Annotated in this window: 22 protein-coding genes, 1 tRNA gene and 1 pseudogene; 9 read left to right on the forward strand and 15 right to left on the reverse strand. The window is 75.5% G+C overall.

Annotated elements, in window-relative coordinates:
* Positions 1-84 precede the first annotated feature (84 nt).
* The 3 genes from ACIQUQ_RS04135 to ACIQUQ_RS04145 all read right to left on the reverse strand — a co-directional run bounded on the left by ACIQUQ_RS04135 (position 85) and on the right by ACIQUQ_RS04145 (position 3331).
* The gene (locus ACIQUQ_RS04135) at positions 85-969 is read right to left on the reverse strand and encodes a serine protease (RefSeq protein ID WP_403971086.1); all 885 of its coding nucleotides are present in this window, start codon (positions 967-969) and stop codon (positions 85-87) included.
* Between the two features lie 222 nt (positions 970-1191).
* The gene (locus ACIQUQ_RS04140) at positions 1192-2328 is read right to left on the reverse strand and encodes a D-alanyl-D-alanine carboxypeptidase family protein (protein ID WP_403971088.1); all 1137 of its coding nucleotides are present in this window, start codon (positions 2326-2328) and stop codon (positions 1192-1194) included.
* Between the two features lie 67 nt (positions 2329-2395).
* Positions 2396-3331 (reverse strand): universal stress protein, encoded by a 936-nt coding sequence (locus ACIQUQ_RS04145; RefSeq protein WP_403971090.1) that lies wholly within the window; start codon positions 3329-3331, stop codon positions 2396-2398.
* A gap of 199 nt (positions 3332-3530) precedes the next feature.
* Between ACIQUQ_RS04145 and ACIQUQ_RS04150 the strand changes: the two genes are divergently transcribed.
* Together ACIQUQ_RS04150 and ACIQUQ_RS04155 are read left to right on the forward strand one after the other, a co-directional pair.
* Positions 3531-3947 (forward strand): DUF3052 domain-containing protein, encoded by a 417-nt coding sequence (locus ACIQUQ_RS04150; RefSeq protein WP_403971092.1) that lies wholly within the window; start codon positions 3531-3533, stop codon positions 3945-3947.
* A 211-nt stretch (positions 3948-4158) separates the two neighbouring features.
* Positions 4159-5352 (forward strand): serine hydrolase domain-containing protein, encoded by a 1194-nt coding sequence (locus ACIQUQ_RS04155; RefSeq protein WP_403971094.1) that lies wholly within the window; start codon positions 4159-4161, stop codon positions 5350-5352.
* Between the two features lie 24 nt (positions 5353-5376).
* Here ACIQUQ_RS04155 and ACIQUQ_RS04160 read toward each other — a convergent pair whose 3' ends face one another.
* A complete protein-coding gene (locus ACIQUQ_RS04160; RefSeq protein WP_403971096.1) occupies positions 5377-6231 on the reverse strand; it encodes an endo alpha-1,4 polygalactosaminidase in 855 nt (284 codons plus the stop codon).
* Positions 6232-6794: 563 nt separating this feature from the next.
* Here ACIQUQ_RS04160 and fusA point away from each other — a divergent pair.
* On the forward strand, positions 6795-8867 hold the full coding sequence (gene fusA / locus ACIQUQ_RS04165; protein WP_403971098.1) for an elongation factor G: 2073 nt from the start codon (positions 6795-6797) through the stop codon (positions 8865-8867).
* 144 nt (positions 8868-9011) lie between these two features.
* Here the strand turns inward: fusA and ACIQUQ_RS04170 are convergent, their stop codons facing one another.
* The gene (locus ACIQUQ_RS04170; RefSeq protein ID WP_403971100.1) at positions 9012-10427 is read right to left on the reverse strand and encodes an Ig-like domain-containing protein; all 1416 of its coding nucleotides are present in this window, start codon (positions 10425-10427) and stop codon (positions 9012-9014) included.
* 234 nt (positions 10428-10661) lie between these two features.
* On the opposite strand from ACIQUQ_RS04170, the gene ACIQUQ_RS04175 reads away from it, so the two are divergent.
* The 3 genes from ACIQUQ_RS04175 to ACIQUQ_RS04185 all read left to right on the forward strand — a co-directional run bounded on the left by ACIQUQ_RS04175 (position 10662) and on the right by ACIQUQ_RS04185 (position 13338).
* Complete coding sequence (locus ACIQUQ_RS04175) at positions 10662-11882, forward strand: RNA ligase (RefSeq protein ID WP_403971102.1); 1221 nt, start codon at positions 10662-10664, stop codon at positions 11880-11882.
* 3 nt (positions 11883-11885) lie between these two features.
* A complete protein-coding gene (locus ACIQUQ_RS04180; RefSeq protein WP_403971104.1) occupies positions 11886-12803 on the forward strand; it encodes an AAA family ATPase in 918 nt (305 codons plus the stop codon).
* Between the two features lie 304 nt (positions 12804-13107).
* Complete coding sequence (locus ACIQUQ_RS04185; RefSeq protein ID WP_399942691.1) at positions 13108-13338, forward strand: DUF6296 family protein; 231 nt, start codon at positions 13108-13110, stop codon at positions 13336-13338.
* Positions 13339-13880: 542 nt separating this feature from the next.
* Here ACIQUQ_RS04185 and ACIQUQ_RS04190 read toward each other — a convergent pair.
* From ACIQUQ_RS04190 to ACIQUQ_RS04230, 9 genes are all read right to left on the reverse strand, one after another.
* Positions 13881-16238: a hypothetical protein gene (locus ACIQUQ_RS04190; protein WP_403971106.1), complete on the reverse strand. Its 2358-nt coding sequence runs from the start codon at positions 16236-16238 to the stop codon at positions 13881-13883.
* Between the two features lie 3 nt (positions 16239-16241).
* A tRNA-Gly gene (locus tag ACIQUQ_RS04195) sits at positions 16242-16313 on the reverse strand.
* 131 nt (positions 16314-16444) lie between these two features.
* Positions 16445-17374 (reverse strand): aldo/keto reductase, encoded by a 930-nt coding sequence (locus ACIQUQ_RS04200; RefSeq protein WP_403971108.1) that lies wholly within the window; start codon positions 17372-17374, stop codon positions 16445-16447.
* Between the two features lie 111 nt (positions 17375-17485).
* Positions 17486-17878, reverse strand: a complete 393-nt coding sequence (locus ACIQUQ_RS04205) for a hypothetical protein (protein WP_403971110.1) — start codon at positions 17876-17878, stop codon at positions 17486-17488.
* A gap of 43 nt (positions 17879-17921) precedes the next feature.
* On the reverse strand, positions 17922-18500 hold the full coding sequence (locus tag ACIQUQ_RS04210) for a VOC family protein (protein WP_403971112.1): 579 nt from the start codon (positions 18498-18500) through the stop codon (positions 17922-17924).
* A gap of 96 nt (positions 18501-18596) precedes the next feature.
* Positions 18597-19106, reverse strand: a complete 510-nt coding sequence (locus tag ACIQUQ_RS04215) for a hypothetical protein (protein WP_403971114.1) — start codon at positions 19104-19106, stop codon at positions 18597-18599.
* 12 nt (positions 19107-19118) lie between these two features.
* Positions 19119-20024 carry an anti-sigma factor domain-containing protein gene (locus ACIQUQ_RS04220; RefSeq protein ID WP_403971116.1) on the reverse strand — a complete coding sequence of 302 codons (906 nt, stop codon included), beginning with the start codon at positions 20022-20024 and terminating at the stop codon, positions 19119-19121.
* 482 nt (positions 20025-20506) lie between these two features.
* Positions 20507-21115: an ECF RNA polymerase sigma factor SigK gene (gene sigK / locus ACIQUQ_RS04225; RefSeq protein WP_403971118.1), complete on the reverse strand. Its 609-nt coding sequence runs from the start codon at positions 21113-21115 to the stop codon at positions 20507-20509.
* Positions 21116-21223: 108 nt separating this feature from the next.
* Positions 21224-21637: a hypothetical protein gene (locus ACIQUQ_RS04230; RefSeq protein ID WP_399942712.1), complete on the reverse strand. Its 414-nt coding sequence runs from the start codon at positions 21635-21637 to the stop codon at positions 21224-21226.
* A gap of 199 nt (positions 21638-21836) precedes the next feature.
* Here ACIQUQ_RS04230 and ACIQUQ_RS04235 point away from each other — a divergent pair, with 199 nt between their 5' ends.
* Both ACIQUQ_RS04235 and ACIQUQ_RS04240 read left to right on the forward strand, forming a co-directional pair.
* On the forward strand, positions 21837-22343 hold the full coding sequence (locus tag ACIQUQ_RS04235) for a DUF664 domain-containing protein (RefSeq protein ID WP_403971121.1): 507 nt from the start codon (positions 21837-21839) through the stop codon (positions 22341-22343).
* A gap of 147 nt (positions 22344-22490) precedes the next feature.
* Positions 22491-23748 (forward strand): annotated as a pseudogene (locus ACIQUQ_RS04240) (alpha/beta hydrolase family protein).
* A gap of 65 nt (positions 23749-23813) precedes the next feature.
* On the opposite strand, the gene ACIQUQ_RS04245 reads toward ACIQUQ_RS04240, so the two are convergent.
* The gene (locus tag ACIQUQ_RS04245; protein WP_403971123.1) at positions 23814-24587 is read right to left on the reverse strand and encodes an endonuclease I family protein; all 774 of its coding nucleotides are present in this window, start codon (positions 24585-24587) and stop codon (positions 23814-23816) included.
* A 365-nt stretch (positions 24588-24952) separates the two neighbouring features.
* On the opposite strand from ACIQUQ_RS04245, the gene ACIQUQ_RS04250 reads away from it, so the two are divergent.
* Positions 24953-25690 carry a hypothetical protein gene (locus tag ACIQUQ_RS04250; RefSeq protein WP_403971125.1) on the forward strand — a complete coding sequence of 246 codons (738 nt, stop codon included), beginning with the start codon at positions 24953-24955 and terminating at the stop codon, positions 25688-25690.
* The last annotated feature ends 177 nt before the right edge of the window (positions 25691-25867 follow it).

The following is a 25867-nucleotide window of genomic DNA, read 5'->3' on the forward strand; positions in this document are numbered from 1 at the left end:
CAGCGCCCCGCCCCCGCGGCCCGGCCGCCACGCCAGGATGCCGCCGTACGGACGAACGGACGTACGGACCGGGCAGTGCTGCCGTTACGGCTTGGGCAGCACGCAGCCGGGGCGGTTGAGGTCGAAGACGTTGCCGGGGCCGACGCAGGCGACGATGGTGTACGTCTGCTGGGCGTAGTTGATGCCCTGGCGGACCGTCACGTTCCCGTTCTGGTCTATCTCGCACGGGTTGTTCACCGTGCAGCTCTGGCCGTCCTCGTTGCCGGTGTTGTTGACGGCCACGACCTTGCCGGTGGTGGTGTCGACGACCGGGGAGCCGGAGGTGCCCCCGATGGTGTTGCAGGAGGAGGTGTAGCGGACCGAGTCCTTCCAGGTCCACTCGCCTTCCTTCATGCGGTACACGAAGCCGTCGATGTTGCAGCTGTAGATGCGCTTCCAGTAGCCCGACACCACCTTGATCGCGGTGCCCTGCACCGGGTGGGCGTCGTTGAGCGTGAGCGGGCTGATCCCGTACTGGCTCTGGATCTGCGCGTAGGTCCTGGTCAGCTGGTAGACCGAGATGTCGGTGTCCGTCATCGTCGCGTACGCGATCTTGCTGGCGCGGACGGTGCCGGCCCGGGCACCGGACGCGGTGAGCAGCGTGAAGGAACGGTTCGACGCCCGGTCCTTGACGACCTCGCCGGCGGCCGGGAAGCCGGTCTCCAGACAGTGGCCGTTGGAGAGGACGAGCGCGGGGTCGCCCGGCTGCGAGGCGGGCATGCGCACGAGGGATCCGGAGCAGTTGCTGAGCGCGACGGTGCCCGCGAAGTTGACCGCGACCGCCGCCGCTGCCGTGTCCCTGGCGGCCGGGGCGGCGGCGGACGTGCCGGCGCGCGTGGCCGAGTCCGCGGGTGCCGAGGCCACGGCCGGCGCCGCTGCCGCTCCCGTGAGGAGCAGGGCGAGCAGGGCACTGGCGAGAGGCTTCTTCATGTGGGGGTTCCCCTCTGATGTCAGTCCAACCGGAGGTCCTCCGATTGTCATGTGCATTGTTGGGGCGCGTGTGCTCAACGAGCAAGACCGCATGCCGAGTTGGACCTGTCGCCCCGCCGTGGACGGCGGGGCGCCGGGGCGGGGCGGCGGGGAAGCGGAGTGGCTGGGCCTCGCGACGGCGGGGCGGGGAGGCCGGGCCTCGCGACGGGCGGGGCGGCCGGGTCAGGCTTCGCGTGCGGCGCGGCGGGCTGCCATGCGGCGGGCGACCGTGCGGCGGCGGTGGAAGAAGGCGCCCAGCAGCAGGGCCGCGCCGCCCGCCGTCGCGGGCCAGGCCAGACCCCCTGACTCCTCGTCACCCGGCGTGCCGGATGCGGCCTGCGGGCCCGCCGCCCCCGTGCTGCCGGGCGGGTCGGCCGGGTCCGGCAGGCGCTCCACCGCCCCGCGGGCGCGCTGAGCCGCCGCGAAGCCCCAGTCGAGCAGGGCGCGGCTCTCCTCGTACACGGCGTTGTGGCGGTTGCTCCTCGGCCGCAGAAGGGTGACCAGGACCGTGCGGCCGTCCCGGCGGGCGGCGGAGACCAGGGTGTTGCCGGCCCGGCTGGTGTAGCCGTTCTTGACCCCGATCAGGCCGGGGTACGGGGCCACGCCGTGGGAGCCGACGAGCAGCCGGTTCGTGTTGCGGATGCCGAAGGAGCGGGGGCCGCCGGCGGCGGGGAAGCGGGCGGCCGTGGTGGCCGCGTACGTCCGGAAGCCGGGGTTCCGAAGCCCTGCGCGGGCGAAGAGCGTGAGGTCGTACGCCGACGAGGTCTGCCCCGGCGCGTCGTACCCGTCCGGGGACTTCACGACCGTCTCGCGGGCGCCGAGCCGCTCGGCGGTGGTCTGCATCTCGCGGATCGTGTGCCGCCAGCCGCCGTTGAGCCCCGCGAGGGTGCGCACCGCGTCGTTGCCCGAGCTGAGGAAGACCCCGCGCCAGAGGTCGGCCACCGTGTACGTGTGCCCCTCCCTGACGCCGACCAGGCTGCTTCCGGGTGCCACGCCGGCCAGGTCCCCGTACGAGACGGTGTGCGCGAGGTCGCCGCGCAGCCGCGGCAGGACGGTGACGGCGAAGAGGGTCTTGAGCGTGCTCGCGGGCGGCAGCGGCCGGTGGGCGTCCCGGGCCGCCAGCACCGCCCCGCTCTCCGCGTCCGTCACCATCCACGCCGCCGCCGAGACCTGCGGCGGCGCCGGCACCCCCGCGGCCGTGCGGACTGCGGGGTCGGGGGCGGCCGGCGCGGAGGGCGCGGCGTAGAGCAGGACCGCGCACGAGAGGGAAAGGGCCGTCCCCCCGCGCGCTCTGACGGTGTACCAGATACCGATCGCCATGATCACACACTAGGAACTCCCCGGTGGCCGCGCTCGCCGGGCTACGCCACCCGGAGGCGCCGGTCCGTCACGCCGGTGCCGGTACGACGGCCACGGGGCAGTGTGCGTGCAGCAGCGCCGCGTTCGTGACCGACCCCACGAGCAGGGAGTCGGCGCGGAGCCGGGAGCGGTGCCGGCCGACGACCAGCAGGGCGGCCGTCTCCGACTGGCCCACCAGCTGACCGGCCGCGTCGCCCGGTCCGACGAGCGTGTCCAGCACGACCTGCGGGTACCTCCGGGAGAACGGGTCCAGCCGCTCGTGCTGGGCCCGTTCGATCTCGCGGAGCAGCGGCGCGGTGTCCTCGGGCAGTCCGGCCATCGGGGCGCCGATCAGGGGCAGGGGCGCCACCGGGTCCCGGAAGGCGGTCAGCGCGGTGAGGGCGTGGGCGCCGGCCGCGGCCTGCCGGAAGGCGAAGTCGACGACCTGGTCCTCGGTCTCGGTGGGTTCGAGGCCGAGGAGGATCCGGTTCGTCCCGGCCGCGCCGGCGTCCTGCCCGTCGGCGGGCTCCGGCGGGGCCACGCGGGCCGCGTGGGGTACGACGACCACGGGGCAGGGCGCGGTCGCGGTGCAGGACCGGCTGGTGGAGCCGAGGAGGAGACTGGCGAAGCCGCCCCGGCCGCGGGAGCCGAGCACCAGCATCCCGGCCCCTTCCGCGGCCCTGTTGAGCGCCCCGGGCACCTCGCCGCCGAGGCTCTCGTACCGGACCCGGGGGAGGGCCCCGCGGCCCTGCAGGGAGAGCCGGACGTTCTCCGTGACGGGGTCCGGGGTCTCCGGCGGCTCGCCGACGACGGCCGTGCGGCGCGCCTGCCAGACCTGCGCGTGGTCCGGCAGCACGTGGGCGACGACCACCTCGGCACCCGTGGCGGCGCCGGTCGCGAGGGCCCACTCCAGAGCCTTCAGGCTGTGCTCGGAACCGTCCACCGCGGCAATGATCTGACCCTGTTTCATGCCATTCTCGGTCATTGGTCCAGCATTGCACTGGTCCCAGCGGTGCGGGGTGACGGGGGTGCGACGGGCGTGCCGTGCGGGCGTCGCCTGCGGGCGGGGCGCAGGGGTGGGCCGTGGGGGTGACCGGTGCCGGCGGGGGAGTGGCGGGCGGGGCGCTCCCGGGCGGTGGCGCGGAGGATGGCGGCATGTTCGTCGACGACACGGCCGGCCGGCCGTGAGCGCCGGGCCCGGCGGCCACTCGGGCACGCCACTGGCCGGGAAGCTCGGCATCAGGGCCGGTGACGTGGTGCACCTGCGCCACGGGCCGGCCGGCTGGCCGCTGCCCGGGCTGCCCGAGGGGTGCCGGGTGGCCGCCGGGGCCACCCGGGGCGCGGCCGTCACGGTCGCCTTCTACCGGGAGTTCGCCGGCCTGGCCGCCGAGGCGGGTGCGCTGGTGCGGGACCTGGACGACGCGGCGATGCTGTGGATCGCCTGGCCCCGCCGGGCCGCCGGGCACGAGAGCGACGTCACCGAGAACGGGCTGCGGGAGCTGTTCCTGCCGCTCGGCGTCGTCGACGTGAAGGTGGCGGCGCTGGGGGAGGACTGGTCGGGGCTGAAGTTCGTGCGGCGCAAGGAGAACCGGCGGGGCTGACAGCGGCCGCCAGCCGCCGGCCGCCGGCTGCTCGGGCGCCGGGGCGGCTCCGGGGGAACCCCTGGGGGGACCCCAGGGTGGGGTCAGGGCCGGGTCAGGGTGATCACGGATGAGCAACGGGGCTGTTCGACGTCAGAGTTGGTGGTGCGAAGAAGAACCGCACGGACCGGCCCGGAGGGCGGACCGCACCGCACCGAACCTGGAGCCCACGATGACCGCTCGTCCCCGCAGCAACGCCCCCACGACCAAGACCTCGACGAAGACCACGACCGCTCGCACGACCCCGACGACCGCGCCGGCCGCCCCGTCGACCGCCCGCTCGGCCACGGCCCGGCACCGCGTCCCCGTCGGCCGGTTCGCCGTGGCCGGCCTGGCCTGCGCCACGCTGGCCCTCGGGCTGAGCACCACGGGCGCCCTGGCCGGCAGCGGGCCCGAGGTCCCGGTGCGGGCGACGCTGTCGTCCGGGCCCGGTGACACGCCGTTGAAGTCCTTACTGGCCGGACTCCCCGACGACGTCACGGACGCCGCCGTCGTGCGGGTGTCCGGTGGGGGCCCGCGGGCCGCCTTCACGGGCGCGGCCGGACCGGTGGCCGGTGACGCCCGTTTCCCGGTCGGCAGCGTGACGAAGGTCTTCACGGACACGCTGGTGCTCGGCCTGACCGCCGAGCAGGGCATCGGCATCGACCAGCCGGTGCGCTGGTTCCTCCCGGACCTGGTCCCGGCGGCGTACCACGGGGTGACGATCCGCATGCTGCTGGACCACACCAGCGACCTGCCCCGGGCGGCCCGGGTGCGGCTCGGGCCCGAGGCGCTGGTACGCGCTTCCTTCGCGCGGGACGCGGGGGGCCGGTCCGGCCGCACACCGGCGCCTGGCACGGCGCAGCAGTACAACGGCCTGAACAGCTTCCTCGCCGGCGTCCTGGTGGAGCGCCTGGCCGGCCGCCCGTACGCCGACGTGCTGGCCGACCGGATCCTGACGCCCCTGGGGCTGACCCGCACCGGCATGTCGGCGCAGCGGGACGTGGCCTGGGCCTGGGCGGAAGGGGGCCTGGAGTCGACCACCGCCGATCTGGACCGCTTCCTGTCCGCACTGCTGGGCGGGCAACTGCTGCCCCCGGCCGCGCAGCGGCACCTCTTCGAGATACCGGACGTGCCGGGGGCTCCGGGGAACACCAGCTGCCCTTCCCGGACCGCGTGCTTCAGCGCGGGCGGCCTGATGCGGGTGCGGCTGTCGGACGGCAGCCGGGTCTGGGGCAAGACCGGATCCCTCGGCGGCTGGACCAGCGGGGTGTTCGCCTCCGCGGAGCAGCCGCGGCCGGCCGCCTATGCCCTGCGTCCGGACGCGAAGGCCGGCCCCGGGGCCCAGCGGGACCGGGTCTTCGCCCTCGTGGACGCCGCGCTCTGACCCGACGGTGCCGGCGGCCGGCCGTCAGCAGGCCTTGCGGACGTAGCCGGTCGTGCCGCGGGGCCGGAGGTCGCGGTCGCGCTGGATGACGGACAGCCGGTCGCCCCACGCGGCACACGCCTTGGTGAAGTCGCGGGAGCGGTACTCGACGACGAACACGCGGGAGCCGTACGCGCTCACGTAGCCGCCGCACTCGTCGTACCGTCCGCACTCCTCGGCCACGGCGAAGTCGAAGCCGATCCGCCGCCCCTGCGGGGCGAGTTCGACGGTGTTCTTCTGCGCGATGGCCAGGCCTCCCGCGTGGGCTCGGGCGGCCAGGAGGCGGGCGAAGGCCACGTTGTCCGCCTTGGAGAGCAGCCCCTTGGACCGCTCGTACGAGTCGAGGTTGTCCGGCTCCACCGCCTTGAACGCGTTCCGGGCGCAGCCGTCGAACCAGCGGCCGACGACGGCGGCCAGCCGGGTCCGCTTGGCGGCCGTGGATGTGTCGAGCAGCACCTCGTTCCAGTCCTCGTCGACCACGTACCGGCCGTTGGCGTCCTTCAGCAGCAGGCTCGGGTGGTTGCGCTTCCACCAGCGCAGTTCCTCGGCCTGGGCCTGGAAGGCGTTGACGTAGCAGACGTTGTAGACGCCGGTGGCGACGCGGTCCGAGCGGTCGCGGACCACGACCTTGACCCCGCGCGGTGGCGGGTAGGCGCCGCCGAGCTGGTAGTCGAAGCCGGAGTTGCCCCGGGGCGGGGTCACGGCGGCCGTGGCGGTTTCCGGCCCGTCGGCCGCCTGGGCGGCGGCGGGGAGCCCCGCCGCGAGGGCACAGACCGCGGCGACGGCCAGGCCGGCCCGGGGGAACCGGCGGGGGCGGGACGAAAGGGGGTGCGAGAGCACGGAGAGGACTCCTCGACGGCAGAGCTCTCCTCGGGAGAGCGGACGGAGCGGCAGGAAGGTGGTGATCAGATCACATCATCGGTCCGGGTGGGGGCGGTTGACGGAAGATCCAAGCGGGGCGGGGGCGCGTGGCGGACCCGTTCACGCCGTCCGGGAGGAGGAGCGGGGCAACACGGCGCAGGGGCGCGGTAATTCGGGTGCCGCGGAGCGGGCGGGCTGCCTACACTCGGCTCGCGCGCCGCAGAGGAAGCCGCCGCGCGCCCGTCGTCGAGTGAAGAGAAAGGGGAACGGGGCCATGCGCCGCAACCGCACCGCCGCCTTCGTTCCCCCGTCGCGGTTCGACGTGATCCCGGTGTCCCGGGGCGCGCGGTGCCGGCTGCGCGGCCGCCACCGTATGCCCGTGACGCACGTCTGAGTTCCGCCAGACCCGCCACGCCCGTCCCGCCATCGTCCGGAACCTCCGGAGGAGCAGGCCCGACGCGCGTCGTCGCGGGGCCGCGGCCGTCCACCGCGTCCGGGAATCGCGCCGCCCATTCTCCGCAACCCGCGAAAGGCCCCGGGCCATGCGCACCATCCGCACCACCACCACGACCGTTCCCGCCCTCGCCGCCGTCCGCAACCTCGGCATCCTCGCGCACGTCGACGCCGGCAAGACCACGGTCACCGAACGCATCCTGTTCGCCACCGGCACCGTCCACAAGCGCGGCGAGGTCCACGACGGCACCACCGTCACGGACTTCGACGCCCAGGAACGCGACCGCGGCATCACCATCTTCGCCGCGGCCGTGAGCTGCTCCTGGTCGGGCCACCGGGTCAACCTGATCGACACGCCGGGCCACGTCGACTTCGCCGACGAGGTCGAGCGGTCCCTCCGGGTGCTCGACGGCGCGGTCGCCGTGTTCGACGCCGTCGCCGGCGTCGAACCGCAGAGCGAGTCCGTGTGGCGCACGGCGGACCGCTACGGCGTCCCGCGGATCGCGTTCGTCAACAAGCTCGACCGCGCGGGCGCCGACCTCGACTCCGCCGTCGCCTCGCTCCGCGACCGGCTGGGCACCGTACCCCTGGTGGTACAGCTGCCCATCGGCCGCGAGGAGGCCTTCACCGGCGTCGTGGACCTGGTCCGGATGCGCGCGCTGCTGTGGAGCGGCGACGACGGCACGTACACGACGGCGGAGGTCCCGGCCGACCTGCGGGAGGAGGCCGTGCGCCGCCGCCGGGAGCTGGCGGAGACGGTGGCCGGCCTGCACCCGGCCGCACTGGAGGAGTTCTGCGCCACGTCGGAGCTGTCCGCACCGACGCTGACCGGGGCGCTGCGCGACCTCACCCTGTCCGGCGAGGGCGTCGTCGTGCTCTGCGGCTCCGCCTACCGCAACCGCGGCGTCGAACCACTGCTGGACGCGGTCGTGGCGTACCTGCCCTCACCCCTCGACGTGCCTCCCGTGCGCGGCACGTACGGGGGCGAGGAGCGGGAGCGCGCCGCCGACCCGGCGGAGCCGTTCACCGCCCTGGTCTTCAAGGTGGCCGCCACCGCCACCGGCCGGCTGACCTACCTGCGCGTCTACGCCGGCACCGTCCGCAAGGGCGACCAGGTGCGGGACGCCGGCACGGGGCGCACCGAACGCGTCGCGCGCATCCTGCGCGTCCAGGCCGACCGCCACGAGGAGAGGGAGGAAGCAGTGGCCGGTGACATCGTCGCCGTCGTGGGCCCGAAGGCCGCCCGCGCCGGCACGACCCTCTGCGCTCCGGCGGCGCCGCTGCTGCTCGAACCGCCCGTGGTGGCCGAGCCGGTGGTGTCCGTCGCGGTGGAGGCCCGCCGGAGCACCGACACCGGCAGGCTCACCACGGCCCTGGCGCGGCTCGCGGAGGAGGACCCGTCGCTGTCCGTGCGCTCGGATCCCGAGACCGGGCAGACGGTCCTGTCCGGCCTGGGCGAACTCCACCTGGAGGTCGCCGTGGAGAAGCTCCGCAGCGGCGGGGTCGAGGTCGCGGTGGGCCGCCCGCAGGTCTCCTACCGCGAGACCGTGGTGCGCGGGCTGGCCGGCTTCGTCCACCGGCACGTCAAACAGGACGGCGGCGCGGGCCAGTTCGCCCACGTCGTCCTCGACGTCGAGCCGCTGGGCGGGCCCGGCTTCGAGTTCCGGTCCGCGGTGACGGGCGGCCGCGTACCGCAGGAGTACGCGCGTGCCGTGGAGGCCGGGTGCCGGGACGCCCTCGTCGAGGGCCCGCTCGGCGGCTACCCGGTGACCGGGGTGCGGGTGGTGCTGACCGACGGCGCCACCCACGCCAAGGACTCCTCGGAACTCGCGTTCCGCGCGGCGGGCCGGTTCGGGCTGCGCGAAGCCCTGCGCCGCTGCGCGCTGGAGCTGCTGGAGCCGGTGGCGGAGGTGACCGTCACCGTCCCCGACGACGCGGTCGGCGGGGTGCTCGGCGACCTCGCGGCCCGCCGCGGCCGGGTCTCGGGCTCCACCGCCCGCGCCGGCACGGCCGTGATCACCGCGAGCGTGCCGCTGGCCGAGCTGTTCGGCTACGCGTCCCGCCTGCGGGGCCGTACCAGCGGCCGGGGCACGTTCACCACCCGGCCGGCCCCGCCCGCGCCGGTCCCGGCCTCGGTCGCGGCCACGATCCTGACCGGCTGAGGCACCCGTCCGTCCCGTTCCGCCCCTTGACGGCGGGCCGGGACGGGCGGACCGGGCCCGCCGACGGCCGGCGGGCGGACCGGGCCCGCCGACGGCCGGCGGACGGAGCAGGTCCCGAGACGGGCCCGCACCGCGCCGCCGCCGTCAGACCATCGGGTGCAGGGGCGAGGGCGCGCCGGCCGCGCTCCCGCCCGCCGGGGACAGGGCGCTGCCGGCGCGCCAGTGCGACCAGTCCAGGTTCCAGTCGCCGAAGCCGTTGTCGAAGGGGGTCATCCGCGGACCCCCGCTGTTGACCACCGTGACGATGTCGCCCTCGCGGACCGTCCCGAAGAACCACCGGGCGTCCTCGGTGCTCATCCCCGTGCAGCCGTGGCTCACGTTCTCCTCCCCCTGGGCCTCCACGGACCAGGGTGCCGCGTGCACGTACTCGCCGCTCCACGTGACGCGCGTGGCCCAGTAGACCGGCAGGTCGTAGAACTCCGAGGTGCCGCGCCGGATGCCGATCGAATCCCCGCGCATCCGCACCTTGTGCTCCTTGCGCAGCACCACCTTGATGCCGCTGCGGGTCCGGAACCCCTCCTTGCCCGTCGTCACCGGGAGCGTCCGCAGCAGCAGGCCGTTGCGCCGGACGGTCATCCGGTGGCGCGCCGAGTCGGTCACCGCCTCGACCCGGTCCCCGATGCCGATGCGCAACGGCTCCGAGGGCCCGCCCACCCGGCCGTCCCCCAGCGCCACCCCCTCCAGACCGCTGCGCACCGCGACCTCGGTGCGGGCCGGCCAGAACGACCGGGGCCGGTAGTGCAGCGTGCGGTCGTCCACCCAGTGCCAGGACCCTTCGACCCGCGGCCTGGAGGTCACCTCCAGCGCCCCCTCGACCAGCGCGCGCCGGCGTCGCTGCGCGGCCGGGACGGGGTGGCTCAGCTCCGCGGTGATGACCTGCCCGGCCCCGTACGTCCCGCTGCCCGGCCCGAATTCGGCCGTGAGCCGCTCGTCGGGGAGCCGTTCCTCGGGCGCGGTACGGAAGGCCAGGGTGACCCCGACCGCCCCGCCCCCCGGATGCTGCGCGCGGACGTGCACCGCGTACGGCTCACCCGCCCGCAGCGGGGCCGCCGTCCGCCACACCGCGCCGCCCTCGCCCGCCGTGCCGGCGATCCGCCGCCCGTGCGCGTCCTGCACGGTCACGTCGGTGAGCCGCGCCGGTGCGGCGACGGCGACCCGCAGCGGCCCGCCGGCGCTGGTCAGCGGGCCCGCCGGGCCCGACGCGGTGGTCAGGGCGGCCAGCTGCGCGGCGCCCAGGGCGCGTTCACCGCCCGGGACGGCCCGTACCGTCTGCTCGTGCCAGCCCCCGCACTGCCTGCTGCGCAGGCTCCCGGCCGGGCAGTCCGGTCCCGCGCCGTCCAGCACCCGGCCGACCCGCACGGCCAGGGACGGGGAAGCGGCCGACCGGGCGGCGGGCGGCCCCGGCGCCGCGTCCGGCGCGGCCGCGGCGGCCAGCAGGACCCCCGTCACCCCCGTGAGCGTCCGCCACACCAGCCCTCGTCGTGCCCGTGACACCGTCACGCTGCCCTCCTGCACTCGCTCGTAGCCGGATGGCAGTATGAAACGATCTTGTGCTTGCCGACGGCGGCCGCCTCGCCCGCTGCTCCGAACGGGACCGGAGAACACACCCGGCCGGTCCAACCCGCCGGCCCGCCCCTGCCCCGGCACCGCACGCGCCGCCCTGGCCTGCGGATATTCGCTGGTGGCCGACGCCCGCCCCGGGAGACGATGACGCATCACCCGAGGGAGGGACCCATGAGCCAGGACCGCCTGACTCTCCATGAACTGCTGCCGCCGGACGAGCTGTCCGCCGCGGTCGACGCGGGGCACGTCACGCGCAAACGCCACCCCGAGCTGCCGCTGTCGCTCTACACGTACACGCGGACGTGCCAGTACGAGCAGATCTGGAACCGGGTCACCACCCGCTGCCGCGGACTCGTCGCCGACGACGCCACCGGCGAGATCGTCGCCCTGCCGCTGCCCAAGTTCTTCAACGTCGGCGAGCACGAGTCGGGCCGCCCGTACGCCCCGCCGCTGCCCGACGAGCCGTTCGAGGTCTACGACAAGGTCGACGGCAGCCTCGCCGTGGTCTTCGCCTACGGCGGCCGCTGGCACGTCGCCTCCAAGGGCTCCTTCACCAGCGAGCAGGCCACCTGGGCGCAGCGCCGGCTGGACCGCGCCGACACCTCGGCCCTGCTCCCCGGAGTGACGTACCTCGCCGAGATCCTCTACCCCGGCAACCGCATCGTCGTCGACTACGGCGACCGCCGGGACCTGGTGCTCCTCGCGGCCTTCCGCACCGACGGCACCGAGCTCCCGCTGGCCGACGCGGCGCCGGCCTGGGACGGCATCGGCTCCGTCGTGCGGACCTGGCCGGCGATGCCGCTGGCCGACCTGGTCAAGCTGACCGAGAGCAACACGCTGCCCGACGGGTCCGCCGCGACCGGCACCGACGCCGAGGGGTACGTGCTGCGCTTCGCCTCGGGCGTGCGCGCGAAGGCGAAGATCGCGGAGTACGTGCGGCTGCACAAGGTGCTGACCGGCGTGACGGAGCGGGACATCTGGCGCAGCCACGGCGTCCAGCGGTTCGCCGGGATGTCCGTCAAGCGCCTGGCGCAGGGCCTGGGTTACCCGGTCTCGGAACTCGGGGGCATCCGCTCCACGGGCGGCCGCCCGCTGGACGCCCTGCTGGAGCAGGTGCCGGACGAGTTCGACGCCTGGGTGCGCGGCGTCATCGCCCGGCTGGAGGACGCGGCGGCCGCCCGCGAGCGGGCGATCGACGAGGCGTACGCCCGGGTCGTCCACCTCGCGGCCGACCGCGGCTCCTTCGCGCGGGCCGTGAAGACGCTGCCCGTCGACCCGGAGATCAGGTCCGCCCTCTTCCTCCGGCTGGACGGACGGCCCACGGACGTGCTGGTGTGGCGTTCCGTACGGCCCGAGAAGGCCGATCCCTTCACCACCGACCAGGAGAACTGAGCAGTGCCCGTAGTACACGTCATGACGGGTCTGCCCGCCTCGGGCAAGACCACGGAGGCCCGCCGGCTCCAGGAGGAGTCCGACGGCCGGATGCGCCGCGTCAACCTCGACGACCTGCGCAGGATGCTGGACGTCCCGGGACCCGAGCGCGGCCGCTCGCACGCGCACGAGAGGACCGTGCTCGACGTCCAGGACGCGGCCGTCAGGTCGGCCGTCGAGGGCGGCTTCGACGTGGTGGTCGACAACACCCACCTCACGCCGCACATCCCGGGCCGGCTGAAGGCGGCCGTGACCGGCCTCGGCGCGTCGTTCGTCGTGCACGACTTCACCGGCGTGCCGGCGGAGGAGTGCATACGGCGCGACGCCGCGCGGGAGCGGCCGGTCGGCGAGGAGATCATCCGCATCCTGGCCGACAAGCACGCGAAGGCCACGCGGGGCGGCTGGCGGCTGACCGCGGAGTGGCTCGGGGCCGGCGCGGCCGGCGCGCCGTACACCGCCGACCCCGCGCTGCCGTCGGCGGTGCTGTGCGACATCGACGGCACGCTGGCCCTGCGGGGCGACCGGGGCCCGTACGACTTCACCCGCTGCGACCAGGACCTGCTCAACGTCTCGGTGCGGGGCGCGCTGCACTCCTTCCGGCGGGCGGACGGCGACACCATCGTGCTGCTGTCCGGGCGCAGCGAGGACCACCGCGAGATCACCGAGGCGTGGCTGGCGCGGCACGGGGTGCCGTACGACGAGCTGTGGATGCGGGCCTCCGACGACGGCCGGAGCGACGACATCGTGAAGGCGGAGCTGTTCGACCGGCACGTTCGGCACCGCTACGCGGTCCGCGTCTCGCTCGACGACCGCGACCGCGTGGTCGCGCTGTGGCGCCGGATGGGCCTGCCGACCTGGCAGGTCAACTACGGCAACTTCTGACGGCCCGCGCCGTCCGCGCACACGACGCCGCGCGCCCCCGGGGGAGACCCGGGGGCGCGCGGCGCCGTTCGTCCGGCGCCCGCCGTCGCACGGCGGTCCCGAGTTCCGGGCCGGCGCCCGTGCCCTCCCCGGCGGCCGGCCGGCCGACCGGCCCGGCACACCGCTGCCTGCAGCCGGGCGCCCGGCTGCGGGCGGGACTCGGGGGTGCACGGCCCCGGGCCCGAGCGGTACGGCGGCCGGGCCCGGTGGCGCGGGGGCCGCGGACGCCGGAGGATCGGTAGGGGAGGCCGAGCGGAGGCATCCGATGCACGTACAGCGTTACGAACTGGTCTTCCCCGGCGGTACCGGCGACGGCGACGACTCGGTGGTGGTCACCCGCACCGAGATGTCCGGCCCGGGCGGGCACCCCGTCTACGCCGACGCCACGGGCATCGTCCGGGCGGAGATCAGCGACCGCGGCGAGGTCCGCGTGCTGGCCTCGGGCGGCCACCAGAGCCCACCGGCGGGCGTCCAGGCCCGAGAGCTCCCGGAGTAGCGCGGCCCCCGGGAGACGGACGCGGCCCACGCGAGGCCCCGTCCCACGCGCACGCCCCGCCCCTGCCGGCCCCAAGCGCCCGGCCCACGCGTGTGTGGCCTCCCTCCCACGCGCACGAGCCACCTCGGGTACGCCACGCGCCCGCGTGCTGCTCCCCATGGAGGCGGGTCAGAACGGTCCGCGCGGAGACGGTCCCTTCGACACCACCGCCGACGGCCCCCACACGCACGCCGGGACCCTCACGCGGCGCGGGCCGGCCGTGCGCAGGCGGACACCGCGAGCCTCGCAAGGGGGCAGGCCCTGTGCGCCTCCGGCACCGACGGTCCTACCCGGAGACGTCGGCGGCGCGTGGCCCGACGGGCTGCCGGCCGAGGCAGGACCGCGCGCGGAGGCCCGTGGGGCTCGCCCCTCATGGGGAAGGTCCCCGTGTGGCCCGTGGCCGTGGGCCCGGGTACGGGTAACGGCGTGGGCGAGAGCCGGCGGTTCCGCGTGTGGGCGGGGCGGGGGCCCCGCCCCGGGACGGCCCGCGGGCGGCGCGGTGGTCAGCGGGGGCCCGGGGACGGGGCCGTGGGCGGCTCCGGGGCGGGGCGGAGCCAGTGCTCCTCCGTGGTCCAGCCGAGGAGGCGGCGGCCCCGGCCCTGGAGTGCCGTGCCGCGGGAGCCGAAGGTGCCGCCCGCGCAGACCAGGCGCAGGCCCGCAAGGGCCGGCGCCAGCCGGGCCGACACGTGCCACGGATGCCGCACGACCTCCTCGGTCAGCCACCACAGCACGGCCTCCCGCTCCTCCGGCCCGCACAGCGACAGGTGGAACACCATCTGCCGCCACGCGTACGCCGCGTCCTTGATCGTGGCCAGCGGCCACCGGTGGCCCTGGACCCGCGCCGTCAGCCGGCACACCGTCGTGAAGCACCGCCGGGCCAGGTCGTCCCAGCCCGCCCCGGGCCCCGGGTCGATGCCGGCCCGGGCGACCAGCACCGCCAGGTTGTGCGTGGTCAGGATCTGCGCCTGCTCGATCACCTTGCCGTTGGCCGCCACCGACCACCGCCCGCCCGTGACGCGCGCCCGCTCGTGGCACAGCTCCCCGAAGCCGGCCGAGCTGCGCGGCCGCGGGTTCCGCTTCGAGGCGCCGGCGGCCTCGGCGGCCTCGATGACCGCCAGGTCGCGCACCGCCGCGTAGTCGATGCCGTAGTACCGCTCGTACACGCTGCCCGCCAGCAGCTCGCCGGCGATCCGCGCCGCGGTCAGGAACTTCGGGGTGAACCCGCCGGTGAAGATGTCCGCCGCCAGCTCCTCCACCAGCGGCGCGCCCAGCTCGGCCTGCCGGGCCAGCACCGACAGCTCCCGGACCAGCGGATTGGGCAGCACGGTCGCCGGGAAGGCCCGCACGGCCAGTCCGCCCAGCTCCCGCAGCAGCTCCCGGGCGCCGTCGCTCGCGGCGGCGTCGTCGCGCCGGCCGGCGACCGCACGTACCCAGGGCAGTTCCTCGGCCCGCACCTGGTGCTGGAGGTCCAGCAGCAGGAGGGACCGGCGGTTGCCGAACGCCCGGTGGTTGGCCGCCATCAGCGTCCGCAGCGCCGGGTCCTGGTACGCCCGGGCCGTGGTCGCCGCCACCAGCTGCGGCACCAGCTGCGCCAGCACCTCGGCCGACGGCACCACACCCCGCTCGACCAGCGTGGCGACCGGCGCGCTCAGCGCCGCCTCCACGGGCCGCCGTACCGCGTCCGGCACCCGCGCTCCCGCCGGCAGGCCGGTTCCGACGGCCTCCTCGTCGCCGACCGGCGCGACCAGCGGCGCCGGGTCGGCCACCCCCGCCCCCTGAGGGAGGTCCGCCATGCGCCGCAGCACCAGCTGTGCGAACGCCTGGTGCGAGGGCAGCGCGGCCTGCGCCGCCTGCACCCCGCGCAGCGCGGTGTGCGAGGCGGAACCGGGCAGCCCGCGCCGCCGCACCATCGACCCCACCGCGTGCCGCAGCAGCCCCAGCCGGCGCCGGTCCAGCGGCCGCCCGGCGACGCACTCCTCCAGCGCGCCCAGCAGGATGCCCAGGTTCTCCTTGGGGTTCCGGTGCTTGCCGCAGAGCGGGTACGCGGCGGCCAGCTCCCGGTACCGGCGCAGCAGGGCGGCACCCCGCGCGGGCCAGCCGGGATCCGGCGCACCGTCGGACACCGCCTCCGGCACCCGGGCCGCCCCGGCCGTCTCCAGCCAGTGCGCCAGCACCGCGTCGCCGAAGGGCGCCCAGACGGTCAGCGCCTCCCGCTGCGCCTCGACGCGCGGGTGCGGCCGGCGCCGTGCCAGGGCCTCGCCGGCCTCGCCGGCCGTGCGCCGATGGACGGCGGGGGAGTCGGGGAACGGCTCCGCCGCGGGACGGGGCAGGAAGCGCAGCCGGTCGGCGAAGGGCGCGAGTTCGGCCACGAGCGCCCGGGCGGCCGCCAGGTCGCCGGCGCGCACCAGCCACGCCACGGTCGGCAACGCCGCCTCCTCCGGCAGCCTCACCTCGTACCGGCCGCTGTCCAGCAGCTCCCACAGCCACGCGAGTCCGGGCCCGGTCAGGCAGTGGTCGAACAGCGCGGCGCGGGTCGCGGGCACACCGGCCCGCCGCGCCGCCTGCTCCTCGTACGGCTCCAGCGGTCCGCCCGCGCGGGCGGCGCCGGTGGCGAAGCCGCCGTGCACCACCTCGGGCGTCACCCAGGCGGGCAGGCCCGCCACCGGAGTCCGCGAGCCGACCGTGATCCGTCCGTCGGACATGCCGCCCAGTACGGCGCGCCAGCGCGCCACCCGTTCCTCGGCGCGCAGCCGGGTGGCCGCGTCCTCGTGGGTCAGCGCGGTGGCGGAGGCGGCGGCCAGCCGGCCCGTCGCGTAGGACCGGCCGGGGCTGAGGAGCTGCTGGTCAGCGTGATCGTCCATAAGCCGGTGCGGCAGGTTCTGCCCCTGCGCCCTCCGGGAAGGAAGCCCGGCGCTCTTCTGCTGAGCTACGCACCGCGTGCCGTGACGCTAGCGGCCGCAGCGGCGTGCGCTCAACGCGTTTTACGCCGACGGGAGGGACGGCAGGGGGGCCGGGCCCGCCGCTCCGGTGCCGGACCGGAACGGCGGACGGGGCCCGGGAGTTCGGCTCAGGCGGCAGCCGGCTCCGGGCCGCGCCGGTGGGCCCGCTCCAGCAGCGCCAGCTCCTCCTCCGTCAGCCGGAGCGCACCGGCGGCCACGTTCGCCTCCAGGTGGGCCGGGTCGCCGGTGCCGGGGATGGCCAGCACGTGGTCCCCGCGGTGCAGGGTCCAGGCGATCCGCACCTGCGCCGGGCTGACACCGCGGCCCTCGGCGACGGCCAGCACCTCGGGGGTCTCGCCGCTGCCGGCTCCCGCCTCGCGGCCGGTGCCGGCGATGGCGTAGAACGGCACGTACGCCACGCCCTGCTCCCCGCAGCTGCGCAGGAAAGCGTCCTCCTCCCCGGGCCGCAGCCCGATCCCGTACCGGTTCTGCACGCACACCACCGGTGCGATCGCCCGCGCCTCGGCGAGGTGCGCGGGCGTGACGTTGGATATCCCGAGGTGCCGGATGAGCCCGGCCTCGCGGAGTTCCGCCAGGGCGCCGAAGCGCTCGGCGATCGACGCGGTGCCGAGGACGCGCAGGTTCACCACGTCGAGGTGGTCCCGGCCCAGCTGGCGCAGGTTCTCCTCGACCTGGCCGCGGAGTTCGCCGGGACCGGCGTGGTCGGCCCAGTTGCCGGCGGCGTCGCGGGCCGGGCCGACCTTGGTCGTGATGACCAGGTCCTCCGGGTACGGGCCGCCGAGCGCCCGGTTGATGAGCTCGTTGGCGGAGCGCAGCGAGGAGAAGTAGAACGCCGCGGTGTCGAGGTGGTTCACCCCGAGCTCGACCGCGCGGCGCAGCACGGCCACCGCCTCCTCGCGGTCCCGGGGGAGTGCGCCCGGCGCGAAGGCCTCGCCCTGCTGGGGCAGGCGCATCGTGCCGAAGCCGATCCGGTTGACCTTCAGGTCCCCCAACGTCCAGGTGCCCGAAGCCGCTGCTGTGATCGTTTCTGAGGTCATGGGGGGCATGATCACTCCGCCGGAGACCGTCCGCAACGTGGCACCTCCGTACCCGACTGTGCTACGGGGAAGGGCAGTTGACCGGCACGGGAAGCCGCAGGCGGCGTGGACTCAGCCCATGCGGGGACCACGCCCCAGCGGGAGCGTCCGGTCCCCGGTGAGCACGAAGAGCACCTCCCGCGCCAGCTCCCGCACCGCCGCCCAGGCCGGGTCGGTCTCCAGGGCCTCGTAGGTCCACGGGTCCGTCGGCCGCTCACCGCACATCTCCTCGAAGTGGCCCTCGATCGTACGGAGTTCGTCCATCACCGCGATCGCGTCGATCTCGTCCGCCTCCTCGCGCGCGTAGATCGGCAAGGCGTCGTCGAAGTCGAACAGCAGCTCGTCCGTGCAGATGGGCAACGGGAACTCCAGCCACCGCTGCTGCGCCGTCGCGTCGGCGGCCAGCCGGCTCAAGGCGGCGATCATGAAGCGGCGGGCAGGGGAGCCGTACCAGTCGGGATACACGGCAGCATTCTCCCCGGCCGGCGGGGTGTTGCTCCGGCCGGGGTCAGTGCGTGACGTGGAACTCGTTGCCGGCGGCGTCGAGGTACTCGCCGGGTGTGGCGTCGGGGCGGGTGACCTCCGGCCGGAGCCGGTTGCGGCCCGTCTTCGGTGCCGCGGGCGGTCCCATCACCAGCGAGACGGGGGCGGTGGGCGACGGCCGGAGCCGGACTCCCCAGTCGTGGGACTCGACCGCGTGCCAGCCGGCCTGCGCCTCCCAGAAGGCGGGCTGCGCGGGGCGGTCCTCCTCGGCGACGTCGAGGCAGATGGCCACGAGCCCGGAGTCGGCGAGCACGCCGGGGTGCCCGGGGCGCAGGACGCAGAACTCGTTGCCCTCCGGGTCGGCCAGCACGTCCCACGGGACGTCCCCCTGGCCGATGTCGACCCGCGTCGCGCCGAGCGCGAGCAGGCGCGACACCTCCGCCTGCCAGTCCGAGCCCCCGGCCAGGTCGAGGTGGAGCCGGTTCTTGCCCGTCTTCGGCGTCGCCGTCGGCACGCACCGCAGCCGCAGGCCGCCGGTCCCTCCCCGGGTCGCCTCCTGCCAGAAGCGGTCCATGCGGGCGACGTCCAGCGCGTCGATCACCATTCCGGTCAGCATCCCGTTCCCCCAACGGTCGGAGCGTACGCACAGCCTCGCCGAGCAAGATCAACCGGCGCAACCCCCGCGACCGGCCCGACCGCCTCAGCCGATCCGGCGGGACCGCTGACGCGCGTCCGGCGGGCCGAAGCCCAGCCCGTTCTCGTCGAGGGCGTTGAAGAGCGTCACCCGGCCGGTCCCGAAGGTGAAACCGACGCCGACGCTGCCCTGTGCCAGGTCCTCGCCCGTCCACTCGAGGAGCTCGACCGCGGTGAGGTCCAGACCGCGCAGGGCCCGCAGACCGGGGAGCGGCTCGGCGCGCCACTCCAGGTCGAAGCCGGGCCACGCCACGGGGGCACCGGGGTCGACCGTGTTCCACGTCAGGGAGAGGTCGTCGAACTTTCGGTGGTTGACCTCGACGCGCTCGCCGCCCTCGAAGTCGAACAGGACCGGGCAGTCGGCGAACCACTCGTCGTCCCGGCGGTCCCAGACCAGCCAGACGTTCGTCAGGGTCCGGCCGACGAGGGCCCGCAGGCGGTGCCCGTGCTCTCGCACGACCTCGTCGCCGCCGTGCAGCCAGGCGGGCCGGTAGCCCGCGATGCCGAAGTCGAACACCGCGCCATCCTGTCAGAACCCGTCGTACGGTTCCTCGTCGCGGGCGTCGTCCGCGTCGTCGGCCGGTGGCGGCTGTGAATCCGGGGGCTCGACCGGGACGCCGACCCAGCCGACCACCGGCGGCGTGGGGCGGGCCGCTCCGCTGTCCGCCTCGACCGTGATGCACACCGCCGTGGCCCGCGCCACCGGCCCCCGCAGCCGGAGCTGCTGGTCGCCGGAGCCGCCGAGCAGTCCCGCGGGCCGGTAGGCTCCGTCGTCGCTGAACCACAGGGCGTACGCCTTGCCGGCCGGCAGGGTCGGCAGGTCGCTCGCGAAGAAGGCCGCCGCGTTCTCGCTCCGGGCCACGGCGACGGTGCCGCGGCCCTGTCCGGCCACCGGCCGGGTGCCCAGCTGTACGTCCGGGGCGGCCAGTACGTCCGCCACCGCCGCGGCCTGCGCGTCGGCCCGCCGCAGGGCGGCCCGGGCGTCCTGGGTCTGCCCGTGCTGCCATACGGCGGCGACGCCGCCGGCCGCGAGTGCGGCGGCCGCCACGGCCGCGAGCGCCACCGCGACCCGCCGCCGCACCGGCCGCCCCCCGAACACCCCGCCGACCCCGGGCACGCCCGACACCCCGGCCACCTCTGCCCCGGGCGCCGCACCGGCCCCGGCTCCGGCCACCGCGCCCGCGCCGGCCCCGGGCGTGGGCCCCGTGCCGGCCTCTGGCACGGCCCCCGGCGCCCGTGCCGGCTCCGCGTCCACCGCGGCCAGCACGCGCTCCCGCAGGCCCGGCGGGGGATCGGCCACCACCGCGTGCCCGAGGGCGCCGGCGGTCGGCCGCAGCTCCGCGAGTTCCGCGGTGCACTGCGCGCACCCCGCGGCATGCGCCTCGAAGGAGCGCCGCTCGTCCTCCGGCAGGGCGTCGAGCACGTACGCTGCCACGGCATCGTGCGGAGCACCGCTCTCAGCGCCGCCTGCCCCGTGCGGCGGAGCACCGCTCGCCGCGCCGCCACCCGCGGGCGGCGGAGCACCCCTCTCCGCCCGGTGGCCTGTGTGCGGCTCGCGGCTGTCTGCGAGGCCTTCGTCGTGCGGCGGCCGGCCGCTCTCCGCGTCGCGTCTCGCGTGCGGCGGCCGGGCGTTCTCGGCAGGGTCGGCCGTGTGCGGCTCGCGGTCGTTCGCGTCGCGTGCGCCCTGCTGCGGCCTGCCGCTCTCGGCAGGGTCGCCCGTCCGCGGCTCGCGGCTGTCCGCGCCGCCGGCCTCCCGCCGCGGCCCGCCGCTCACCGCACGGTCGGCCGTGTGCGGCGACTGGTGGCCGCCCCCGTCGTCCCGCGCGTGCGGCGACCCGTCGTCCCGCGCGTGCGGCGACCCGCCATCTCCCCCGCGGGGCGGCCCGGCGGCAGGGCGGTAAGCCCCGGACCCGGCCATCACCGTCTCCCCAGGCACGTGCCGAGCAGCCGCAGGCCGCGCCGGAGGCGGGCCTTGACGGTGCCCACCGGTTCGGCCAGGGCGGCCGCCACCTCGCGGTACGTCAGGCCGCCGTAGTACGCCAGGACCACGCACTCCCGCTGGGCACGGGACAGCTCGGCCAGGCACCGCCACACCTGCTCGTGTTCCAGGTGCCGCTCGACCTCCTCGGCCACCTGGTCGAAGGGCCGCTGCCACTCCCGCACCGCCGTACGGCGCTCCCGCTCGCCCGCCGCGCGGGCGGCCCGTACCCGGTCCACCGCACGCCGGTGCGCCAGCGTCATCACCCAGTTCATGGCGCTGCCCCGCTCGGGCCGGAAGCGCCCGGCGGTGCGCCACACGTCGACGAGCACTTCCTGGACGACTTCCTCCGCCTGCGCGGCGTCCCGCACCACGGTGGTGACCAGCCCCGTCACCGGGCGGCTCACCGCGTCGTAGACCCGCTCGAACGCCTCCCGGTCGCCCCCGGCCACCCGGCACAGCAGGGCGTCCAGGCCCGGCCCGGCCGCCCGGTCCCCGGGCGGGGGCTGCGGACCACCGGCGGACACGTCCACGGGACCTCGCTTCACGGCCGGCGGCTCACGGCACCTCCCCCTCTCCTCCATGCGAGCACCGATCGGCCGGGGCCGCATCACGGTGGCCGGCCGGGCCGCCCGGCGCCGGCCGGCTCCCGTGCGTCACCACTTGTGGCAGGACCAGTGGCCCTTCACCCAGTGCGTGTCCCAGTGGCCGGGCACGTGGACCCAGACCCAGTGGCCCTTGTGGTGCACCTTGAACCACTCCCAGTGCCCCGGGTGCCACTGCCCGTGGTGGTCGTGGTGGCCCTTCTTCCACTGCTTGTGGTGGGACCACCAGCCCTTGTGCCACTTCTTCACCCAGTGGCCCTTGACCCACTCCTTCTCCTTGTGCCCGTGCTTCCAGACGCACCTGGGGGAGTCGCCCGGGTCGTGCGACGTGACCGCCACGGGGGTCTGCGCGGGCGCGGCGGCCGCCGCTGCGGCGCCGCCCAGCGTTCCGCCGCCCGCCAGCAGCCCCGCCGCGGCGATCCCCACCGCCACCTGCCGGGTCCGCATGCTGATGCCCTGAGCCATGTTTCTGGCACCTCCTCGTCCCTCCGGCCCGGAAATCGGAACCACCTGTGATTCGTAGCCGCGGCCCGTCCGGACGTGGCGTGTCGCCCCCGGCCTCCCCGGAGCGGGAACCCGGGACCGGCATCGTGGAGCCCGCAGCCGACGGACACGGACACGGACACGGAACACGGAACACGGGCGAAAGGGCGAGGACCGGGCCATGAAGGCGACGGACGTACTGGCGGACGGCTTCGGACGGATCCGCGAGGAGGTGCACCAGGTCCTCGACGGCCTCTCGGACGAGCAGCTCCAGGCGCGCGTCGACCCGGAGGCCAACTCCATCGCCTGGCTCGTGTGGCACCTGGCGCGGGTCCAGGACATCCAGGTCGCCGCCCCCGCCGGCCTGGAGCAGGTGTGGCACTCCCAGGGCTGGGACGAGCGCTTCGGCCTGCCGCTGCCCGCCGATTCGACGGGCTACGGCCACAGCCCGGAGGAGGTCGGGCGGGTCCGGGCCCCGGGCGAACTGCTCGGCGGCTACTACGACGCGGTGCACGAGCAGTCGCTGGCCTGGCTCCGGACGCTCACCGCCGCCGAACTGGAGCGGGTGGTCGACCGGCACTGGGACCCGCCCGTCACCCTCGGGGTCCGGCTCGTCAGCATCCTGGCCGACGACCTCCAGCACGTGGGCCAGGCCGCGTACGTCCGGGGGCTGGTCGAACGCCGCTGAGCGCCGGCCACGCCCCGCGTTCCCACTGATCACCCGTCAGCCTTGCGCGTCCACCCGGGAGTTGATTCATGGCAGTCCTCCGGGTCGACGGGGCACCAGACCCCGGGCTGACGCGCGCCGGGCGCGCCCGCGGGCACGCTTCTGGGCATGGCTCACCTCAGCAGGGCGGCTGCCGCCGCCGCACTCACCCTGTCGCTGTCTCTGCCGCCGGCCCTCGCCGGCCCGGCCGCCGCCTCGGCGCCGCCCGCAGCCTCCGGGGCCCTGCGCCCCGCCTCCCCGGCCGCCCCCGGCCCCCTCGGCGCGCCCGCGCCGCTCTCCGGGGCCGCCGGGCACGCGGACCCCGCGCGGCGGGCCGGGGCGGGGCCGGAACTGCCGCGCCCGACCGGCCGGTGGGCCGTGGGACGCTCCGTACTCCACCTCGTCGACCGCTCCCGCCCCGACCCCTGGGTGCCGGCGGCCGGCGCCCGGGAGCTGATGGTCACCGTCAACTACCCGGCCGCGCGCTCCGGCACGGGTGCGGCCGCCCCGTACGCGAGCACCGACGAGGTCCGGGCCATGCTGGAGGGGTACGGGCTCGCCGACGCGGTGCCCGCGGCGGAACTGGCCGCGATGCGCACGTACGCCCGTACCGACGCCCGGCCGGTACCCGCTGGTCGTCCTCTCGCCGGGTTTCACGGTCTCCCGCTACACCCTCACCGCCCTCGCCGAGGACCTGGCGAGCCGCGGCTACGTCGTCGCCTCCGTGGACCACGCGTACGAGTCCCTCGGCATCCGGACCCCCGACGGCCGGCTGCTCGGCTGCGAGGTGTGCGTCCCGGTCGGCGAGGGACGGGTGCCGGAGAGCGAGATCACCGCGGGCCGTGCCCGGGACGTGTCGTACGTGCTGGACCGCCTGACGGGACGGCACCCGGCGTGGAGGTACGCCCGGACCACCGTCGACCGGAAGCGCGTCGGCATGGCCGGGCACTCCATCGGGGGCGCGAGCGCCGCCACGGCGATGGCGGCCGACGGACGGATCCGCGCGGGCGTGAACATGGACGGGGCGTTCTACGGCGAGCTGCCGGCGGGAGGTCTGGGCGGGCGGCCGTTCATGCTGCTGGGCACGGACGACGAGATGCACCGGCCCGGCGGCACGGACCACACCTGGGACACCGCCTGGGACCGCTTCGGCGGCTGGAAGCGCTGGCTCACGGTCGCCGGCTCCGACCACTTCACCTTCTCGGACGCGCCGGTGTTCCTCGACCACTACGGCGTGCCGCGCGCCCCGCTCCCGGCGGACCGGGCGCTCGGCACCACCCGGGCGTACGTGGCGGCCTTCTTCGACCTGCACCTGAAGGGCGCCCCGCAGCCGCTGCTCGACGGCCCGTCGGCGGCGCACCCCGAGGTCGTGTTCCACAACCCGTGAGCCGGCGAGGGCCCGCGGACGCACTCCGTCCGCGGGCCCTCGCCGCTCGGTCCCGGGCGGGGGGCCTACCAGATCGCCTCGACCCACTCAGGGTGGTCGATGAACGGGTTCCGGTTGTGCTGGTAGGTGTCGAAGATGATCTGGTTGCGGCGCTGCTCGAACGCGTCCGGCGGGTCGATGTCGTTCCACTGCTTCAGCACGCTGATGCGGCCGTGCCACGGCACCGAGCCGTTGATGGAGTCGTTGACCTCGAGGTTCGCGAAGCCGTCGCCGCCCTCGTAGCGGACGGCCATGTACAGGATCATGCGGGCGACGTCGCCCTTGACCTCGTCGCGCGGCTCGAACGAGTTGGAGTCGGTGTAGCTGTCCGTGGTCTCGGCGACCAGGCTGCCGCCGAGGTCGAAGTCCTTGTTGCCACGGATGCTGTTGACCGTGACGTCCTCGGGGCGGATGTGGTGCAGGTCGGTGCCCGGGCCGGCGACGGTGCCGAAGTCGCCGTGGCTCTGGGCCCAGACGTGCTCGCGGTTCCAGTCGTTGGCGTTGCCGCCGTTGGTCGACTTCGACTGGGAGCGGCCCGAGTACAGCAGGATCACGTTGGCGCTGTTCGCGGGGTCCTGGTCGGTGACCTTCAGGGCCTCCCAGACCGCGCTGTACGAGATCTTGGACTGGTTCTTGATGATGCCGTGCAGCGCCGACTTGAGCTCGGCGCCGGTCTTGCCCTGGGCGGCGGCGTAGTAGTCGGCGGCGGTGGCCTGGTGCGCCGGGAGCGCGAGGAGGACCAGCGAGGCGAGGGCCGCTCCGGCGGCAGCCCAGCGCGAGCGGCGAGGGGTGGTCTTCACGTGGGGGAAACCTTTCGGCACGCAGAGGTCCCGCCCGGGCGGGACCCGGCGGGTTTTCGTCGTCGAGGGGGAGGTTCACACCGCGTCATGCCGTTCACGTGAAGCTCACGCGACATGAACATGACGAGCTTGCGTGGTGAAGGTACACGGAGATTTCCGGCCATGGAATCCCCCAGGTCACAGCAATGCACCGCGCGTAGACATCACGCGTAGACACCCCGCGTAGATGACGCGCGTAGACGACGCGCGTAGATAACTCCTGGTCCGAGGTGCGGAATTGCTGGTTCCGGTCGGTGGCGACATGCGGGCCCGACCGCGCGGAACTACGCTTTTCGAGTGAGCCGGTCCCTCCAGGAGGTGGCGCGATGTCCCTGTTCCGGGGTGTGGCAGCCGGTCTCGGAGCCTGTGCCCTCGGCGGGCTCCTCGGCGGGCTCGCGGCCGCTCCGGCGGCCGCGGACGACAACGGCATCGCCGACGAGAGCGCGACGACGATCGCCGAGAAGGCCCGCGAGGCCATGGCGGACGCACAGTCGATGACCCTCGACGCGCGCATCACCGACGCGACCGGCACCACCACGCTCGACCTGCACCTCGACGTGGACGGCAACTGCGCCGGGACCGTCGGGCTGCCGGGGAACGGCGGCCACGCGGACCTGATCAAGCGCGGCCAGGACGTCTGGATGAAGCTCGACGACACCCTCCTCAAGTCCCAGGTCCCTGGCCCGGCGGGCGACGCCGCCATCGCCCTGATCAACGGGCGCTACATCCACGGCACCGTCCAGAACGCGCTGCTCCGGGACTTCACCGACTTCTGCGACCTCTCCAACTTCAAGAACACCTTCGCCGGACGGCCGGTGAACGAGCAGCTGACCAAGGGTCAGCGCACCACCGTCGACGGCGCGCCCGCGATCACGGTCACCAGCCGGCATGACAACCAGACCGGGACCTACTACGTGTCCACCGAGGACACCCCGTACCTGCTGAAGGCCGAGGTGCGGGAGCCCGGCAAGCGGGACGTCGCGAGCTTCGGCGACTTCAACGAGCCGGTGCCGGCCAAGACCCCGGCCCCGGCCGACACCATCGAGTTCTCCGACCTCCAGTAGACCGGCCGCCCGGCTCCCGGCAGCGCAGGCAGCGCAGCCTGGTGCTCGGCACCAGGTCGGGACCAAGGGGGCGCTCCGCTTGCCCCGAGCGCGCCGCCGCGCCCCCGCGCACCTCCCCCCGTGCGGAACACCCCGTAGCCGACCGCCCGGCGGCCGACTAACTTCCCCGTCGCCGGT

The organism is Streptomyces sp. NPDC101118 (assembly GCF_044759445.1).
In the GTDB taxonomy this organism is placed as follows: domain Bacteria; phylum Actinomycetota; class Actinomycetes; order Streptomycetales; family Streptomycetaceae; genus Streptomyces.